We start from the raw sequence: 15,573 nt of genomic DNA on the forward strand, positions 1-15,573 counted from the left end.
GCGGTGGACGCGCTGGCCGCGCCCCGGCACGCGGTGTCCGGCGAGTGGAGGCTCGACCTGGGCCTGGACGGCGGCCGGCCGGTGCTGCTGGCGGACGTGGGCCCGGGGCACACCGCCCACGATCTCGCGGTGCTGGTCCCCGGTGATCCCGGAGTGGTCTTCTGCGGCGACCTGGTCGAGGAGTCCGGTGAGCCGCAGGCGGGGCCCGACGCCGTACCGGACCGGTGGCCGGCCGCGCTGGACCGGCTGCTGGCGCTGGGCGGTGAGGACGCGCGCTACGTCCCCGGGCACGGCGCGGTGGTCGACGCGGCGTTCGTACGGGCCCAACGCGACGCCCTGGCGGCCCGTTTCGGCGTGTCGGAGTGATCGCCGGGGGCGGGATCCTCGTATCGTCGTCACAATGCGCCAGTACTCCGCCGATCTGACCCCTCCGTGGAAGAATCCGCAGGCTCCCGTTCCCGAGGTCGCGGCCGAGCCCGGCCTGGTGGTGGAGGAGCCCGGCACCGGTTTCTGCGGCGCGGTGATCCGCTGCGAGGCGGGCACGGTGACCCTGGAGGACCGCTTCGGCAAGCACCGGGTGTTTCCGCTGGAGCCGCGCGGGTTCCTGCTGGAGGGGCGCGTGGTGACGCTGGTGCGGCCCGCCGCCGGTCCCCGGCGGCCCACCCGTACGGCATCGGGGTCGGTGGCCGTCCCCGGCGCGCGGGCGCGGGTCGCCCGCGCGGGGCGGATCTACGTGGAGGGCCGGCACGACGCCGAGCTGGTCGAGAAGGTGTGGGGCGACGATCTCCGGATCGAGGGGGTGGTCGTGGAGTACCTGGAGGGCGTGGACGACCTGCCGTCGATCGTCGAGGAGTTCGCGCCGGGGCCGGACGCGCGGCTCGGTGTCCTGGTGGACCACCTGGTCCCGGGATCGAAGGAGTCGCGGATCGCGGAGGCGGTCACCAGCGAGCACGCGCTGGTGGTGGGCCACCCGTACATCGACGTCTGGGAGGCGGTGAAGCCGGCGTCGGTCGGCATCGACGCGTGGCCGCGGGTGCCGCGGGGGCGGGACTGGAAGACGGGGGTGTGTACGGCGCTGGGGTGGCGGGTGGCGAACACCGGGGAGGCGTGGCAGCGGATCCTCGGCTCGGTGCGGTCGTACAAGGACCTGGAGCCGCAGCTGCTGGGCAGGGTCGAGGAATTGATCGACTTCGTGACGGCACCGGCCTGACAGACCCGTGTTCCCGCCCCCGCCGCCCCTTCCCGTTCCCGTCCTCCGGGGGCGCTGCCCCCGGACCCCCGCTCCTCAAACGCCGGAGGGGCTGACATCCAGCCCCTCCGGCGTCTGAGGAGCGGGGTCCGGGGCGGAGCCCCAGGTTCGGGACGGGAAGGGGCGGCGGGGGCGAAGGAAGGTCAGTCGACCAGGTCCCGCACCACCGCGTCCGCCAGCAACCGCCCCCGCAGAGTGAGCACCGCACGCCCCTCCCCGTACGGCCCCTCGGCCAGCAGCCCGTCTCCGAGGGCACGGCGAGCCGCCTTCAGCCCCTCCGGACGGAGCAGCGAGAGAGGAACACCCTCCACCAGCCGCAGCTCGAGCAGGACCCGCTCCACCCGCCGGTCCTCGTCCGACAGGACCTCCCGCCCCGCCCCCGGCGACCGCCCCTCCGCCAGCGCCCCCGCGTACGCGCCCGGGTGCTTGACGTTCCACCAGCGCACCCCGCCCACGTGGGAGTGCGCCCCGGGCCCCGCGCCCCACCAGTCGGCGCCGCGCCAGTACAGCTCGTTGTGCAGACAGCGCCCCGCCCGGGAGGTGGCCCAGTTCGACACCTCGTACCAGTCGAAGCCCGCCGCGGAGAGCATCTCCTCGGCGATGAGATACCGGTCCGCGTGCACGTCGTCGTCCGTCATCGGCACCTCGCCCCGCCGGATCCGGCGCGCCAGCTGCGTGCCCTCCTCGACGATCAGCGCGTACGCCGACACGTGGTCCGGCCCGGCTCCGAGCGCCGCGTCCAGGGACGCCCGCCAGTCGTCGTCGGACTCCCCCGGCGTGCCGTAGATCAGGTCCAGGTTGACGTGCTCGAAGCCCGCCGCCCGCGCCTCGGCGACACACGCCTCGGGGCGGCCGGGGGTGTGGGTGCGGTCGAGCACCTTCAGCACATGCTGCCGGGCGCTCTGCATGCCGAAGGAGATCCGGTTGAAGCCTCCCGCGCGGAGGGTCGCCAGGTAGGCCGGGTCGACCGACTCGGGGTTCGCCTCCGTGGTCACCTCGGCGTCCGGCGCCAGCCCGAACTCCTCCCGGACCGCCCCCAGCATCCGTACGAGGTCGTCGGCGGCGAGCAGTGTCGGCGTACCGCCGCCGACGAACACCGTGCGGACCTCGCGCGGATCGTCCCCCAGCACCTTCCGCGCCAGCCGGACCTCGTCGATCAGGGTGTCGGCATAGTTGTCGCGGGAGGCCAGCACGCCGCCGCTGCCGCGCAGCTCGGTCGCGGTGTAGGTGTTGAAGTCGCAGTAGCCGCAGCGGGTCGCGCAGTACGGGACGTGCAGGTAGAAACCGAGGGGGCGGCCCGCGGCACCGGCGAGCGCGGAGGCGGGCAGCGCGCCGTCGGCGGGGACGGGCTCGCCGTCGGGGAGTGCGGAAGGCATGTGCTCCATTGTCCCGCACCGGCCGCGCTACTCCGCCTGGAGCACCAGCAGCGCGAGATCGTCCGCGGGCGGCCGGGCCCCGAACTCGTGCACGAGCTGCGTGATCCGTTCCGCTATCGGCTCGGCGTCCATCCCGGCGCACCCCGACAGGGCCGCCGCGAGTCCGTCGCCGTCGTCGAACTGGCGGGTTCCGGAGCGCCGCTCGGTGATCCCGTCGGTGACGCAGAGCAGGGTGTCGCCGGAGTACAGCTCGAAGGTCTCGCTGGTGTAGGTGGCGTCCTCGACGACGCCGAGCAGGGTCTGCGGCTGGGTGACGGTACGGACGGAGCCGTCGGGGTCGAGCAGCAGGGGCAGGGGGTGTCCGGCGGAGGCGACGGTGCAGCGGACGCCGCCGTTGAAGGGGACGAGTTCGCCGTAGAGGAGGGAGAGGAAGCGGGTCTGGGGGCCGTCACCGGGGGCGGTGGGGCGGGCGCCGGCGGCCACCAGCGCGCGGGCGGCGGCGTCGGCGGCCTCCGTGGCGTCGTCGAGGAGGAGCTGGTTGAGGCGGTCGAGGACGTCGGCGACGCGGTAGCCCTCGCGGGCGAGCAGCCGCAGCCAGGGCCGGGCGAGCCCGATGACGACGGCGGCCTCTGGGCCCTTGCCCTGGACGTCCCCGACGGCGAAGCACCAGCGGCCCTGGCCGGCCGGGAAGAGGTCGTAGAAGTCGCCGCTCGGTCCGCCCTTGTCGCAGGGCTCGTAGACGAGGGCGCTGCGGACGCCGGGGATCTCGGCGACGGCGCCGGGCAGCAGGCCGCGCTGGAGCACGGCGCTGATGGTGGCCTGGCGGGAGTACTGCCGGGCGGCCCCGATGGCGAGCGCGACCCTCCGGCCGAGGTCCTCCACGAGCCCGGTGATCTCGTCGGGGAAGCGGTCGATCCCGCCCCGCCCGATCACCAGCGTGCCGAGCGGCCGCCCACCGGCGACGAGCCGGTAGGCGAGGGCGCTGCCGGACCGACCGCCGTCACCGCCACCGTCGCCGTCACCCGGGACGCCGGCCCCGGCGTCCGCGTCGTAAGGCCCGTCCGGCAGCCCGTCCGGCCCGTCCGGCGCCGGGACCGGCCAGGGATAGGGCACGGGGCCGGGGCTCAACGGGTCGCCGGGGTCGGGCGGGTGGTGCTGGAGGGCCCGGCTCAGGGCCTCGATGTGGTGCTCGCCGGCGTGCCAGACACGGGCCAGACGCGGGCCGTCGGACCGTCGGCGGCCCTCGTTCCAGCCGCCGTGGCCGGTGGTCTCGTCCTCCAGCCACACCGCGCACCAGTCGGCCAGCCTCGGCACGATCAGCTGCCCGGTGAGGGAGGTGACCAGGTCCTCGTCGAGCTGCCCGGCGAGCAGGTCGGAGGCCTCGGCGAGGAAGGACAGGGCGCCGCGCCCCAGCCAGGTCCCGTCCCGCCCGTGACGGCGGGCGAGCCAGTCGTCGCCGTACGAGCCGGCGTGCCAGGTGTCCCGGCCGCCCGGCTGTCCCTCCCGGTGGCCGGGCGCACCGCGGGCGGCGAAGGGGGCGGGCGGGTCCGGCGCGAGGCTCTCCGCCACCCTGAGGTCGTGTGTCTGCGCGCGCTCACCCGCGTACGCGTCGATCCGCTCGCCGATCGTGTGGTCCCCGGCGGGCAGCCGCGCCCAGACGGTCTTCGTGCCGGGGCGGTAGGTGATCCCCCAGGAGTCGGAGAGCGCGGCGACCAGGCGCAGGCCGCGCCCGTACTCGGGGGCGTCCTGCACCGGGGGAGCCTCCGGTTCTCCACCGCGCGGGGCGCGGGAGGGGTGGTGGTCGGCGACCTCGATGACGAGCGCGCCGGTCTCCTGCTCCAGCCGGCAGGTCAGCCGTACCTCGGTGCCCGCGTGCACCACGGCGTTGGTGACCAGTTCGCTGGCGATGAGCGTGGCGTCGTCGCCGAGGCGGCCGGTGAGGTGTTCGGCGCCGGGCAGCGCGAGTTCCGCCCACTCGGTGAGCGTCTTGCGCAGCAGCGCCCGCGCGGATCCGGGCGCGAGGGGACTTCCGGACAGGGTCGCTTCCACCCGCGCGCACCCCCGCGCGTCGGGGGCGCACGAGGTGGTCTCCCGCTGGGTCGGAATGGCCCGCATGGGCGGCTCCCCGGGCAGTTCGTACGAAGAGAACTCGATCGCTGCCGACAGGGTGACAGAAAGACCCCGCCCATAAGCAACGAGTTACCGAAGTGGGCAGCCATGGACGAGAACCGCGCCTCACGCGTGATCAGGAACGGTCGGAAAGTCACCCGTCTCCGAACAGCGGCGGTCCCGCGCCCCGGGCGAGCGCGCCTTCACCCCGGCGCGACCGCCGTACGGGAGTCCACGGCCCGTCCCGGCACCACCGGGGGACCGCCGCCGCCGATCCCGGAGAAGGTGTCGGGCCTGGACGGCGCCTTTGAGCGCACCGGCCAGGTGGGCGCGTGATGCCGTGAGCGACACCCCTCCCAGGCCGTCGACCCCGGTGCGCTCTGCCGTCGCCGCGCGATGCCGGTGCCGCCCGGGGCCAGGACAAAGGCCTCCAGTCGGCCGCCGGCTCCCACGCCCACGGCCGGGGCGGCGCCCGCGGGACCGCCGAACACCTCCCAGTCGTGCCAGCCTCCGTCCGGCCGCTGCGCCCTGTGGTGCAGTTGGGCGCCGCCCGGGGCGAGGGAGAACACCTCCAGCCTGCCGTCGGTGTTGCGGCCGAGGGTCGGCACCGCACCCGCCGGGCCGCCGAACCTCTCCCACGGCGACCAGCTGTCGGAGGCCGGGGCGAGCTGGACGCGGCGCAGCAGGGAACGGTCCCCCGCGTCGAGTGCGAACACGGTCAGGCGTCCCGCGACGTCCAGGGCGGCGACCGGGTTGTCCGCGTTCTGCCCGCATGCGCGGGTCCGCCTCGTTGCGGTCCACGATGGTCAGACCGGCGGCGTTGCCGACCGCCGCGGCGGAGGGCGCCGCCGCCAGAACCCCGCCGGCCCCCAGGGCCATGGCGGCCGAGACGCCTCCGGCGGACTTGAGGATGCTTCTGCGCGTGGGGCGGTGCGGGGTCGACGTGGCCTCCCTGGTCGCGGCTGTGGCCCGGGGGTCCCGGTCCATCGGCGCTTCGGAGGTAGCGGCGGGACGCCGGCCGAAGAATCCGGAACGTTACGGACTGACAGCCGTGGCCGTCTCGGGTAGGGAGGAGGGCGGAGCGCCGTCGCGGGCGGGCCGGCCGCGTCCGGGCGGAGCCGGTGGAGCCGCCTGCTCCCGCCCGGACGGTGGAGCCGCCGGCGGGTCCCTGCGGACGGCAAAAGGGGCGGGGTGCCTGCGTGTGCTCGGCGGGCGCGCCCCTCACGGGGGCGCCCACGCGCCTCAGGCCTCGCGGGCGCCCTCGTACATCTCCTCGATGAGGTGCTTGTACGCGCGCTCCACCACCGGGCGCTTCAGCTTCAGGCTCGGGGTGATCTCGCCGTGCTCGACGTCGAGGTCGCGCGGCAGGAGGCGGAACTTCTTGATGGTCTGCCAGCGCTGCAGGCCCTCGTTGAGCTGCTTGACGTAGCCGTCGACCATCTCGACCGTGACGGGCGCGGCGACGATCTCGGCGTACGGCTTGCCCTCCAGGCCGTTCTCGGCGGCCCAGGCGGAGAGGGCGATCTCGTCGAGGGCGATGAGCGCGGTGCAGTAGTTCCGGTCGGCGCCGTGGACGAGGATGTTGGAGACGTAGGGGCAGACCGCCTTGAACTGGCCCTCGACCTCGGCCGGCGCGATGTACTTGCCGCCGGAGGTCTTGATCAGGTCCTTCTTGCGGTCGGTGATGCGGAGGTAGCCGTCGGCGGAGAGCTCGCCGATGTCGCCGGTGTGGAACCAGCCGTCCTCCTCCAGGACCTCGGCGGTCTTGTCGGGCAGATTGTGGTAGCCCTGCATGATGCCGGGGCCGCGCAGCAGGATCTCGCCGTCGTCGGCGATCCGGACCTCGGTGCCGGGCAGCGGCTTGCCGACGGTGCCGGTGCGGTAGGCCTCGCCGGGGTTGACGAAGGAGGCCGCGGAGGACTCCGTGAGGCCGTAGCCCTCCAGGATGTGGACGCCGGCGCCGGCGAAGAAGAAGCCGATCTCGGGGGCGAGGGCGGCCGAGCCGGAGATGCAGGCGCGCAGGTTGCCGCCGAAGGCCTCGCGGATCTTGGCGTAGACGAGCTTGTCGGCGACGGCGTGCTTGGCGCGCAGGCCGGCGGGGGCGCTCGCGACGCCGGTGCGGCGGAAGTTGTCCTGGGTGACCTTGGCGTACTCGCGTGCCACCCCGGCGGCCCACTGGAAGATCTTGTACTTGGCGCCGCCGCCGGCCTTCGCCTTGGCGGCCACGCCGTTGTAGACCTTCTCGAAGATGCGGGGCACCGCCGCCATGTAGGTCGGGCGGACCTGCGGCAGATTCTCGATGATCTTGTCGACGCGGCCGTCGACGGCGGTGACGTGGCCGGCCTCGATCTGGCCGGAGATGAGCACCTTGCCGAAGACGTGGGCGAGGGGCAGCCACAGGTACTGCACGTCGTCGCCGTGGACCATGCCGGTCGCCGGGATCGCCTTGGCCATGTACGCCCAGCAGTCGTGGGGCAGGCGGACACCCTTGGGGCGGCCGGTGGTGCCGGAGGTGTAGATGAGGGTGGCGAGCTGGTCCCTGGTGATCGCCGCGACCCGCTCCTTGATCACCTCCGGTTCCTGCTGGAGCCGGGCGGCACCGCGCTTCTCCAGTTCGGTGAGGGTGATCACGAAGTCGTCGGTCTCCGCGCCCTCCGGGTCGATGACCACGACGTGGGTGAGCTCGGGCAGCTCGGCGCGCTTGGCCACCGCCTTGGCCGCCTGCTCGGCGTTCTCCGCGATGAGCACCCGGCTCTGGGAGTCGGACAGGATGTAGGCGGACTCGTCGGCGTTGGTCTGCGGGTAGATCGTGGTGGTGGCGGCACCCGCGCAGAGGATCCCCAGGTCGGCCAGGATCCACTCGACACGGGTCGCGGCGGCGAGTGCCACGCGCTCCTCGGGTCCCACACCGAGCTCGATCAGGCCGGCGGCGATGGCGTGGACCCGTTCGGCGGCGCCCGCCCAGGTGAACGACTTCCAGTCGTCCGGTCCCTCTCCGGAGGCCGGCGGGACCGGGTAGCGGTAGGCCTCGGCGTCCGGTGTGGCCGCCACACGCTCCAGGAAGAGGGCCGCAAGGGTCTGCGGTCGGTTCTCGATCAGTGTCTGTGTGTCGCTCACGACGTCCTCCGGGGGCCCGCGACGGTGCGGCCGGCTCAGTGCGGCTAAGGGTTTCCTCGCGTCGTTGTTTAACTCGCGAGTAACTATCGAGCACGGACAGAGTAAAGGCCGACCGGCCTCGGCGTAAGGGGCCACGGCCTGTTACTTCGTACAGACAGCCGCCCGGCCGACGCGCGGGGCCCGCCGCACCGACGTGCGACGGGCCCCCGTTCCACCCGGTTCGCGGAGTCACTCCCGCGGTTACCCATGGTTACTTCTGGTTACTTCTTGCCTTTGCCCGAGCCCGCGCCGTCGTCGCTGGAGAGGACGGCGATGAAGGCCTCCTGCGGTACTTCCACGGAGCCGACCATCTTCATCCGCTTCTTGCCCTCCTTCTGCTTCTCCAGCAGCTTCCGCTTACGGGAGATGTCACCGCCGTAGCACTTGGCGAGGACGTCCTTGCGGATGGCGCGGATGGTCTCGCGGGCGATCACCCGGGAGCCGATGGCGGCCTGGATGGGCACCTCGAACGCCTGGCGCGGGATGAGCTCGCGCAGCTTCGCGACGAGCCGCACCCCGTACGCGTACGCCGCGTCCTTGTGGGTGATCGCGGAGAACGCGTCCACCTTGTCGCCGTGCAGCAGGATGTCGACCTTGACCAGGCTGGAGGTCTGCTCGCCGGTGGGCTCGTAGTCGAGGGAGGCGTAGCCGCGGGTCTTGGACTTCAGCTGGTCGAAGAAGTCGAAGACGATCTCGGCGAGCGGGAGGGTGTAGCGGATCTCCACCCGGTCCTCGGAGAGGTAGTCCATGCCGAGCAGGACGCCGCGCCGGGTCTGGCACAGCTCCATGATCGAGCCGATGAACTCGCTGGGCGCCAGGATGGTGGCCCGCACGACCGGCTCGTACACCTCGTCGATCTTCCCCTCGGGGAACTCGCTCGGGTTGGTGACGGTGTGCTCGCTGCCGTCCTCCATGACCACGCGGTAGACCACGTTGGGCGCGGTGGCGATCAGGTCGAGGCCGAACTCTCGCTCGAGCCGTTCGCGGATCACGTCGAGGTGCAGCAGGCCGAGGAAGCCGACGCGGAAGCCGAAGCCGAGGGCGGCGGAGGTCTCCGGCTCGTAGACCAGGGCCGCGTCGTTGAGCTGGAGCTTGTCGAGGGCCTCGCGCAGCTCCGGGTAGTCGGAGCCGTCGAGGGGGTAGAGGCCGGAGAACACCATGGGCTTGGGGTCCTTGTAGCCGCCCAGCGCCTCCTGCGCTCCCTTGTGCTGGCTGGTGACGGTGTCACCGACCTTGGACTGGCGGACGTCCTTCACACCGGTGATGAGGTAGCCCACCTCGCCGACGCCGAGACCGTCGGCGGACAGCATCTCCGGGGAGTTGGTGCCGATCTCCAGCAGCTCGTGGGTGGCGTTGGTGGACATCATCCGGATGCGCTCGCGCTTGTTGAGCTGACCGTCGATGACACGGACGTACGTGACGACACCGCGGTAGGAGTCGTAGACCGAGTCGAAGATCATCGCGCGGGCGGGGGCGTCCTTGACGCCGACCGGGGCCGGGACCTCGGCGACCACCCGGTCCAGCAGCGCCTCGACGCCCAGACCGGTCTTCGCGGACACCTTGAGCACGTCGTCGGGGTCGCAGCCGACCAGGTTCGCCAGTTCCTCGGCGAACTTCTCCGGCTGCGCGGCCGGCAGGTCGATCTTGTTGAGCACCGGGATGATCGTGAGGTCGTTCTCCATCGCCAGGTACAGGTTGGCGAGGGTCTGGGCCTCGATGCCCTGGGCCGCGTCGACGAGGAGCACGGTGCCCTCACAGGCGGCGAGCGACCGGGACACCTCGTAGGTGAAGTCGACGTGCCCGGGCGTGTCGATCATGTTGAGGATGTGCGTGCTGCCCTTGTCGTCGGTCGGGGCCCACGGCAACCGCACCGCCTGGGACTTGATCGTGATGCCACGCTCACGCTCGATGTCCATGCGGTCGAGGTACTGAGCGCGCATCTGCCGCTGCTCGACCACTCCGGTCAGCTGGAGCATCCGGTCGGCGAGCGTGGACTTGCCGTGGTCGATATGGGCGATGATGCAGAAATTGCGGATCAGCGCGGGGTCGGTACGGCTCGGCTCGGGCACATGGCTGGGGATCGCGGGCACGCAGGGTCCTGATTCTTGAGGCGTCCGCATACGTGTGCTTGTGCGTCTGCGGTCTCGGGTCGGATCGATACGTAGCTTCCATGGTCCCACGGGTGCGGACCGGGGACGGGTTTGGGCCGCCGTACGGGCCGCTGGTAGTGTGGGGGGCTGTGTCTCATGCCCTCTCGGTGCGGGGCACGTCTTCTGGAAAATCACCCGGTACCGGACCGTGCGGCTCCCGTGCGGCCCCGTGCCAGAACCTGTAGAGGCTCATTCGTGGCGAACATCAAGTCCCAGATCAAGCGGAACAAGACCAACGAGAAGGCGCGGCTGCGCAACAAGGCCGTCAAGTCCTCTCTGAAGACCGCGATCCGCAAGGCCCGTGAGGCCGCTGCCGCGGGTGACACCGAGAAGGCCACCGAGTACCAGCGCGCCGCCGCGCGTCAGCTCGACAAGGCCGTCTCCAAGGGCGTCATCCACAAGAACCAGGCCGCCAACAAGAAGTCGGCGCTGGCTACGAAGGTCGCGGCCGTCAAGAGCTGAACAACCCTTTGATCTGACCGCCGGCGGGAATCAGGGCGGGCCCTCTCTCCTCCGCCCCCGGCCGGCACCCCGAGCTCGTACGCGGCCTGCGTTCGCCACGCGGGTACGGGCTCAGCAGCTTCATCCGAAGAACCCCGCTCCCGCCCTTCCCCAGGGCAGGGCGGGGTTCTTCGCGCGCCTCCTCGCGGATCGCCGGGCGCATCGGTCACCGGCCGGCTGTGCGGGCTGTCACCTGCCGCGCGAGCGGGCCGCGCGGGCGATGGTGACGACCGCCTTCTCCAGGGCGTACTCCGGGTCGTCCCCGCCGCCCTTGACCCCCGCGTCCGCCTCGGCGACCGCGATCAGCGCCACGGCCACGCCGTCCGGGGTCCAGCCGCGCATCTGCTGGCGCACGCGGTCGATCTTCCAGGGCGGCATGCCCAGCTCGCGGGCGAGGTCGGCGGGTCTGCCGCCGCGCGCCGACGACAGCTTGCCGATCGCCCGTACGCCCTGTGCCAGCGCGCTGGTGATCAGCACCGGGGCGACCCCGGTCGACAGCGACCAGCGCAGGGCCTCCAGGGCCTCCGCCGTACGTCCCTCGACCGCCCGGTCGGCGACCGTGAAGCTCGACGCCTCGGCCCGACCGGTGTAGTACCGGCCGACGACCGCCTCGTCGATGGTGCCCTCGACGTCCGCGACCAGCTGGGACACCGCCGAGGCCAGCTCGCGCAGATCGCTGCCGATGGCGTCGACCAGCGCCTGGCAGGCCTCCGGGGTGGCCGATCTGCCGGTGGCCCGGAACTCGCCCCGCGTGAAGCCCAGCCGGTCCGCCGGCTTGGTCATCTTCGGGCACGCCACCTCGCGCGCCCCCGCCTTGCGCGCCGCGTCGAGCAGGCCCTTGCCCTTGGCGCCGCCCGCGTGCAGCAGGACGAGGGTGATCTCCTCGGCGGGCGACCCGAGGTACGCCTTCACGTCCTTGACGGTGTCGGCGGACAGATCCTGCGCGTTGCGTACGACCACGACCTTGCGCTCGGCGAAGAGCGAGGGGCTGGTCAGCTCGGCGAGGGTGCCGGGCTGCACCTGGTCCGGTGTCAGGTCGCGGACGTCCGTGTCGGCGTCGGCGGCCCTCGCGGCGGCCACCACCTCCCGCACGGCACGGTCGAGCAGCAGGTCCTCCTGGCCCACGGCGAGCGTCACCGGGGCGAGGAGGTCGTCGGATGCGTTCTTCCTGGCCATTGCGGCAAGCATCCCACGCACCACCGACAACGCCGCCCGGTCCCGGCCCCGGTCCCGGTCCCGGCCCCGGCCCCGGGGCGCGCGGCTGTCTACGGCTCCTCCCGCCAGCCCTCCCACCCGGCCACGAACGCGTTCAGCTCGCCGGGGTCCAGCCGCTCCCCCTCGTCGCGCAGGAGGACGAGCCACTGCGCGTCCTCCGCGTCGTCCTCACCGGCGAGCGCGTCCCGCACCAGCCGCGGCTCCTCGTGCACCCCGAACCGTTCCCCGAGTGCCTCGGCCACCTCCTCCGCGGCGTCGCGGTCGGGCAGCACCAGCACATGTCGCACATCACTCACACGGGCCATTGTCCGGCACCGGAGGTCAGGCGCCGCGCCCGGCGTCCCGCACCGTCGGCACCGTGTCCAGCGCGATCCCGAACCGGTCCCCGTAGAGCTCGAGTACCTCCTCGTCCGACGCCGCCTCCCGTTCCCGCCGGGTCCCGTCCGGCGCGGTGACGGTGAACCGGCGGCCGCTGAGCGTGATCCGGCCTCCGTCCCCGGTGATCCGCGAGCAGACGAGCGAGCGGGTGAAGTGGGACGCCGGCGAACTGCTGTGCCACCAGGCCCCGGCCGTGAAGTCGCCGAGCACCCTGGGCCGCACCTCCAGGCGGTACACCGGCCGGCCGTCCCGGATCACGTCCAGGTCCGCCGCGTCCGCCGTACCGTGCCCGCAGCGCACCCCGGCCGCGTCGGCACCCGCCTCGACGATCCGGAACGTGCCGCCGGGATCCTTCTGCTCGCCCCGCTCCCCGAAGGCGAGCGGCAGGTGGAAGTGCGCCCCGAAGCCGACGTCGGCCAGCCAGTCGCCGCCGTCCACCGTCCGCACCCGCAGCGCGAGATGGTCGTACGGGATGCCGAGCCGGTCCCCCTCCCCGTACACCCGCGCCGCGAGCAGGGTGACGTCGTAGCCGAGTTCGGTGAACAACACCGCGAAGGCGCCGTTGAGTTCGTAGCAGAACCCGCCCCGCCGCGCCCGCACCACCTTGTCCAGCAGCCGCTCCCCGTCCAGCACGATCTCCTCGCCGAGATGGATGGACAGGTTCTCGAACGGCACGGTCCGCAGGTGCCGCAGGTGCAGGTCGCGCAGGGCGTCCACGGTGGGCCGGGTGGGGTGGGCGGCGCCCAGGCGGCGCAGGTACGCGTCGGTCCTCGCGGTGTTCATGCCATCGGTCATGTGCTCAGTGTCGCGCCACCCCCAGGTCTTCGCCCCCGTCTTTTCCCCGGTCACATACCGGCCGACGTCGAGTCGCGCCACATCGACGCCGTCGTCATCGGCACCCGACCGCCAGGATTGTCGTCGGACCAGGCTGTGACATGAAGTCGCCGCACGGACTCTGGTCCGATCCTGCCGACGCCGAGGCTCTGAAGGTTCGACTCGACGATCTGCACCGGGCGAAGATCCGGCTCGCTGACGAGGTGCTCGTAGTCGGCGACCCAGTCACAACTGGATCATCCCGGTTGCCGCTGCCGTCCACTGCCCTCGATCCTGCGAGGAGGTTCGTCCTCTCCGAGATGTGAGGGCTCTGGCGTCGAGCGTCTGGCGCACCGATGAGTTTTCTGTGCTGCGGGGGTCCTGTCGGTAGTAACGCACACCACAGCGGTACGGCCGCTACGCGAACCGGAGAGATAGATATGTCAACAGCACGAGAGCATTCGGTCAGAGCCGAAGCCCGTGTCGTCTCCGCCGACGGCACCGAGATCGCATTCGAGCAGTCGGGCCGCGGGCCGGCCGTCGTCCTGGTTGCCTCGGCGCTGGCAGATCGCTCGGACACGACCAGACTCGCGGCTCTCCTCGCCCAGCACTTCACGGTAGTCAACTACGACCGGCGCGGACGGGGTGCCAGTGGTGACGCCGACGTTTACGCCCCCGACCGCGAGATCGAGGACATCTCCGCGTTGGTCGAACACGTCGGCGGTTCGGCGTCGCTGTTCGGCTCGTCCTCCGGAGCGGTCCTCGCCCTGCGCGCGGCCGCTGCCGGAGTGAACGTCGACCGCCTGGCTCTGTATGAGCCGCCGTTCGTGGTCGCCGAGGGCGACGACGGGCCGCCCGGGGATCTCGCGCAGCAGATCACCGTGCTGCTTGCGGAAGGTCGGCACAGCGACGCCGTCAAGTACTTCATGACCAGAGTGCAGGGCATGCCCGGCATCGCCGTGTTCTTCATGAAGCTCATGCCGAGGACGTGGGCAAACCTCACCAAGCTGGCCACCACTCTGCCCTACGACATCGCGGTCATGGGCGATACCCAGCAAGGCAAGCCGCTCGATGCGGAGGAGTGGAAAAGGGTGGCCGTACCCACGCGTGTGCTGACCGGCGGCAAGAGCCCGGCCGCCTTCCAGCGCGCCGCCCTCGCCGTCACCGAGATCCTCCCGCAGGCCGACCACCGCACACTGCCCGGACTCAACCATGGCGCCGTCGTCATGGCCCCGAGCAAAATCGCCCCGCAGATCACCGAGTTCATCAAGGGATGAGGTTGTCGTTCGAGCGGTTCGGCGGCGCTTGGTACCCCTCCTGGCACTCGGAGTGGAGCGTGACCCACCTCCGACCGACCGCCGAACCCCGGACGACCGCAACCGACGGGACAGCCCTCGGGTGCCGGCGCTGACGAGCAGGGTCCCCATGTGTCCTTCGGTGGGAGCGTTCAGGGCCACTGCCTCGAGGAAGCCGAGGCGGGAGACATCAGTGTCGCGCCACGCCCAGGTCTTCGCTCCCGTCCTTTCCACCGGTCACCGCCAGTGCTCCGTCCCGGTCCGTCCGCAGCACCGTCGCTCCCCCGGCGCGGAGTGCGGCGACCGTGCCGGGTGCGGGATGTCCGTACGTGTTGCCCTCGCCCGTGCTGATCAGTGCCAGCCGCGGGGCCGCCCGGCGCAGCAGGTCCGGGTCCTGGTGGGCGGAGCCGTGGTGGGCGACCTTGAGGACGTCCACGCCGGTCAGCCGCCGGGCCGCCGGTGATCTCGCCAGGGCCCGCTGGGACGGGGGTTCCAGGTCCCCGAGCAGCAGCAGACGCAGGCCCGCCGTGCGGACCAGCATGGCCACGCTGGCGTCGTTCGGTCCCTCCGCCTCCGGGTGGGTGCCGGGTGGTGGCCACACCACCTCCCAGGACAGGCCGCCCGTGCGCCGGACCTCGCCGGCGGCCGCGTGGGTCACCGGGATGTGCCGGGCGGCCGCGAGTCCGCGGACGAACGCGGCCTGGTCCGCGGGCTCTTCGAAGGCCGTCGTCCCGATGGCGCCCACCTCGCGTCCGCGCAGTACGCCGGGCAGGCCCGCGACATGGTCGGCGTGGAAGTGGGTCAGGACGACGAGCGGGACGCGGGTGATGCCCAGGGTGCGCAGACATCGGTCCACGAGGGCGGGATCGGGTCCGGCGTCGACGACCACGCCGGAGCCCTCGCCCGCCGACAGCACCATCGCGTCGCCCTGTCCCACGTCGCACACCACCATCCGCCAGTCCGGGGGCGGCCAGCCCGTGAGCACCCGGGCCAGCGGTCTCGGCTGCGTCGTCACCAGGACCAGCAGCAGCGCGCAGGCAGCGCACCACCAGGGGTGTGCCAGGAGCCTGCGGCCCAGGAGGAGTCCCACCACGGTGACCGCGCCGAGCGCTGCCGCTCCGGCCCAGCTTCCGGGCCAGTCGACGCCCGCGCCGGGCAGCGCGGCCCCGGTTCTGGCGATCTGGGCGATCCACTCCGCGGGCCAGCTCGCGCACCAGGCCAGTGCCTTCGCCGCGGGCATCGCGGCCGGCGCCGTGGCCAGGGCGAGGAAGCCCAGCACCGTGGCCGGTGCGAGTGCGAACTCCGCGAGCAGGTTGCAGGGGATCGCCACC

General features: G+C 72.4%; 14 protein-coding genes. 5 read left to right on the forward strand and 9 right to left on the reverse strand.

Features of this window, described 5'->3' with window-relative positions; translation table 11 throughout:
- Together B9S61_RS35675 and B9S61_RS35680 are read left to right on the forward strand one after the other, a co-directional pair.
- A partial coding sequence (locus B9S61_RS35675; protein WP_374936271.1) for an MBL fold metallo-hydrolase occupies positions 1 to 366 on the forward strand: 366 nt, incomplete at its 5' end.
- A 34-nt stretch (positions 367 to 400) separates the two neighbouring features.
- Entirely contained in the window at positions 401 to 1,210 is an 810-nt protein-coding gene (locus tag B9S61_RS35680) for a DUF3097 domain-containing protein (RefSeq protein ID WP_103545879.1), read from the forward strand.
- 182 nt (positions 1,211 to 1,392) lie between these two features.
- Here B9S61_RS35680 and hemW read toward each other — a convergent pair whose 3' ends face one another.
- The 5 genes from hemW to lepA all read right to left on the reverse strand — a co-directional run bounded on the left by hemW (position 1,393) and on the right by lepA (position 9,980).
- Complete coding sequence (hemW, locus tag B9S61_RS35685; RefSeq protein WP_103545887.1) at positions 1,393 to 2,625, reverse strand: radical SAM family heme chaperone HemW; 1,233 nt, start codon at positions 2,623 to 2,625, stop codon at positions 1,393 to 1,395.
- A gap of 27 nt (positions 2,626 to 2,652) precedes the next feature.
- On the reverse strand, positions 2,653 to 4,740 hold the full coding sequence (locus B9S61_RS35690; protein ID WP_103545880.1) for an ATP-binding SpoIIE family protein phosphatase: 2,088 nt from the start codon (positions 4,738 to 4,740) through the stop codon (positions 2,653 to 2,655).
- Positions 4,741 to 4,937: 197 nt separating this feature from the next.
- Complete coding sequence (locus tag B9S61_RS35695) at positions 4,938 to 5,450, reverse strand: hypothetical protein (RefSeq protein ID WP_258040035.1); 513 nt, start codon at positions 5,448 to 5,450, stop codon at positions 4,938 to 4,940.
- 526 nt (positions 5,451 to 5,976) lie between these two features.
- Positions 5,977 to 7,851 carry a long-chain fatty acid--CoA ligase gene (locus B9S61_RS35710; protein WP_103545881.1) on the reverse strand — a complete coding sequence of 625 codons (1,875 nt, stop codon included), beginning with the start codon at positions 7,849 to 7,851 and terminating at the stop codon, positions 5,977 to 5,979.
- Between the two features lie 260 nt (positions 7,852 to 8,111).
- Positions 8,112 to 9,980, reverse strand: coding sequence for a translation elongation factor 4 (lepA, locus tag B9S61_RS35715; protein WP_103545882.1), 1,869 nt, complete (start codon positions 9,978 to 9,980; stop codon positions 8,112 to 8,114).
- A 255-nt stretch (positions 9,981 to 10,235) separates the two neighbouring features.
- On the opposite strand from lepA, the gene rpsT reads away from it, so the two are divergent.
- The gene (gene rpsT, locus B9S61_RS35725; protein ID WP_103545884.1) at positions 10,236 to 10,502 is read left to right on the forward strand and encodes a 30S ribosomal protein S20; all 267 of its coding nucleotides are present in this window, start codon (positions 10,236 to 10,238) and stop codon (positions 10,500 to 10,502) included.
- Between the two features lie 228 nt (positions 10,503 to 10,730).
- Here the strand turns inward: rpsT and holA are convergent, their stop codons facing one another.
- The 3 genes from holA to B9S61_RS35740 form a co-directional block, all read right to left on the reverse strand.
- On the reverse strand, positions 10,731 to 11,717 hold the full coding sequence (gene holA / locus B9S61_RS35730; protein WP_181007690.1) for a DNA polymerase III subunit delta: 987 nt from the start codon (positions 11,715 to 11,717) through the stop codon (positions 10,731 to 10,733).
- A gap of 89 nt (positions 11,718 to 11,806) precedes the next feature.
- On the reverse strand, positions 11,807 to 12,052 hold the full coding sequence (locus tag B9S61_RS35735; RefSeq protein ID WP_103545890.1) for a hypothetical protein: 246 nt from the start codon (positions 12,050 to 12,052) through the stop codon (positions 11,807 to 11,809).
- A gap of 25 nt (positions 12,053 to 12,077) precedes the next feature.
- Complete coding sequence (locus B9S61_RS35740; RefSeq protein ID WP_103545889.1) at positions 12,078 to 12,917, reverse strand: arylamine N-acetyltransferase; 840 nt, start codon at positions 12,915 to 12,917, stop codon at positions 12,078 to 12,080.
- Positions 12,918 to 13,069: 152 nt separating this feature from the next.
- On the opposite strand from B9S61_RS35740, the gene B9S61_RS35745 reads away from it, so the two are divergent.
- Positions 13,070 to 13,273 carry a hypothetical protein gene (locus B9S61_RS35745; RefSeq protein ID WP_103545885.1) on the forward strand — a complete coding sequence of 68 codons (204 nt, stop codon included), beginning with the start codon at positions 13,070 to 13,072 and terminating at the stop codon, positions 13,271 to 13,273.
- Between the two features lie 114 nt (positions 13,274 to 13,387).
- Positions 13,388 to 14,224, forward strand: a complete 837-nt coding sequence (locus B9S61_RS35750; RefSeq protein WP_103545886.1) for an alpha/beta fold hydrolase — start codon at positions 13,388 to 13,390, stop codon at positions 14,222 to 14,224.
- Between the two features lie 208 nt (positions 14,225 to 14,432).
- On the opposite strand, the gene B9S61_RS35755 is transcribed toward B9S61_RS35750, so the two are convergent.
- The coding region (locus B9S61_RS35755) for a ComEC/Rec2 family competence protein (protein ID WP_146065036.1) at positions 14,433 to 15,573 on the reverse strand (1,141 nt) is incomplete at its 5' end.

The organism is Streptomyces sp. SM1 (assembly GCF_002910825.1).
Taxonomy (GTDB): Bacteria; Actinomycetota; Actinomycetes; order Streptomycetales; family Streptomycetaceae; genus Streptomyces; species Streptomyces okerensis.

Bases quoted from the DNA above. Each gene is read 5' to 3' on its own strand.
- B9S61_RS35750 (WP_103545886.1), top strand. From the start codon at position 13,388: ATGTCAACAGCACGAGAGCATTCGGTCAGAGCCGAAGCCCGTGTCGTC.
- B9S61_RS35680 (WP_103545879.1), top strand. From the start codon at position 401: ATGCGCCAGTACTCCGCCGATCTGACCCCTCCGTGGAAGAATCCGCAG.
- B9S61_RS35745 (WP_103545885.1), top strand. From the start codon at position 13,070: ATGAAGTCGCCGCACGGACTCTGGTCCGATCCTGCCGACGCCGAGGCT.
- B9S61_RS35690 (WP_103545880.1), bottom strand. From the start codon at position 4,740: ATGCGGGCCATTCCGACCCAGCGGGAGACCACCTCGTGCGCCCCCGAC.
- hemW (WP_103545887.1), bottom strand. From the start codon at position 2,625: ATGCCTTCCGCACTCCCCGACGGCGAGCCCGTCCCCGCCGACGGCGCG.
- B9S61_RS35740 (WP_103545889.1), bottom strand. From the start codon at position 12,917: ATGAACACCGCGAGGACCGACGCGTACCTGCGCCGCCTGGGCGCCGCC.
- holA (WP_181007690.1), bottom strand. From the start codon at position 11,717: ATGGCCAGGAAGAACGCATCCGACGACCTCCTCGCCCCGGTGACGCTC.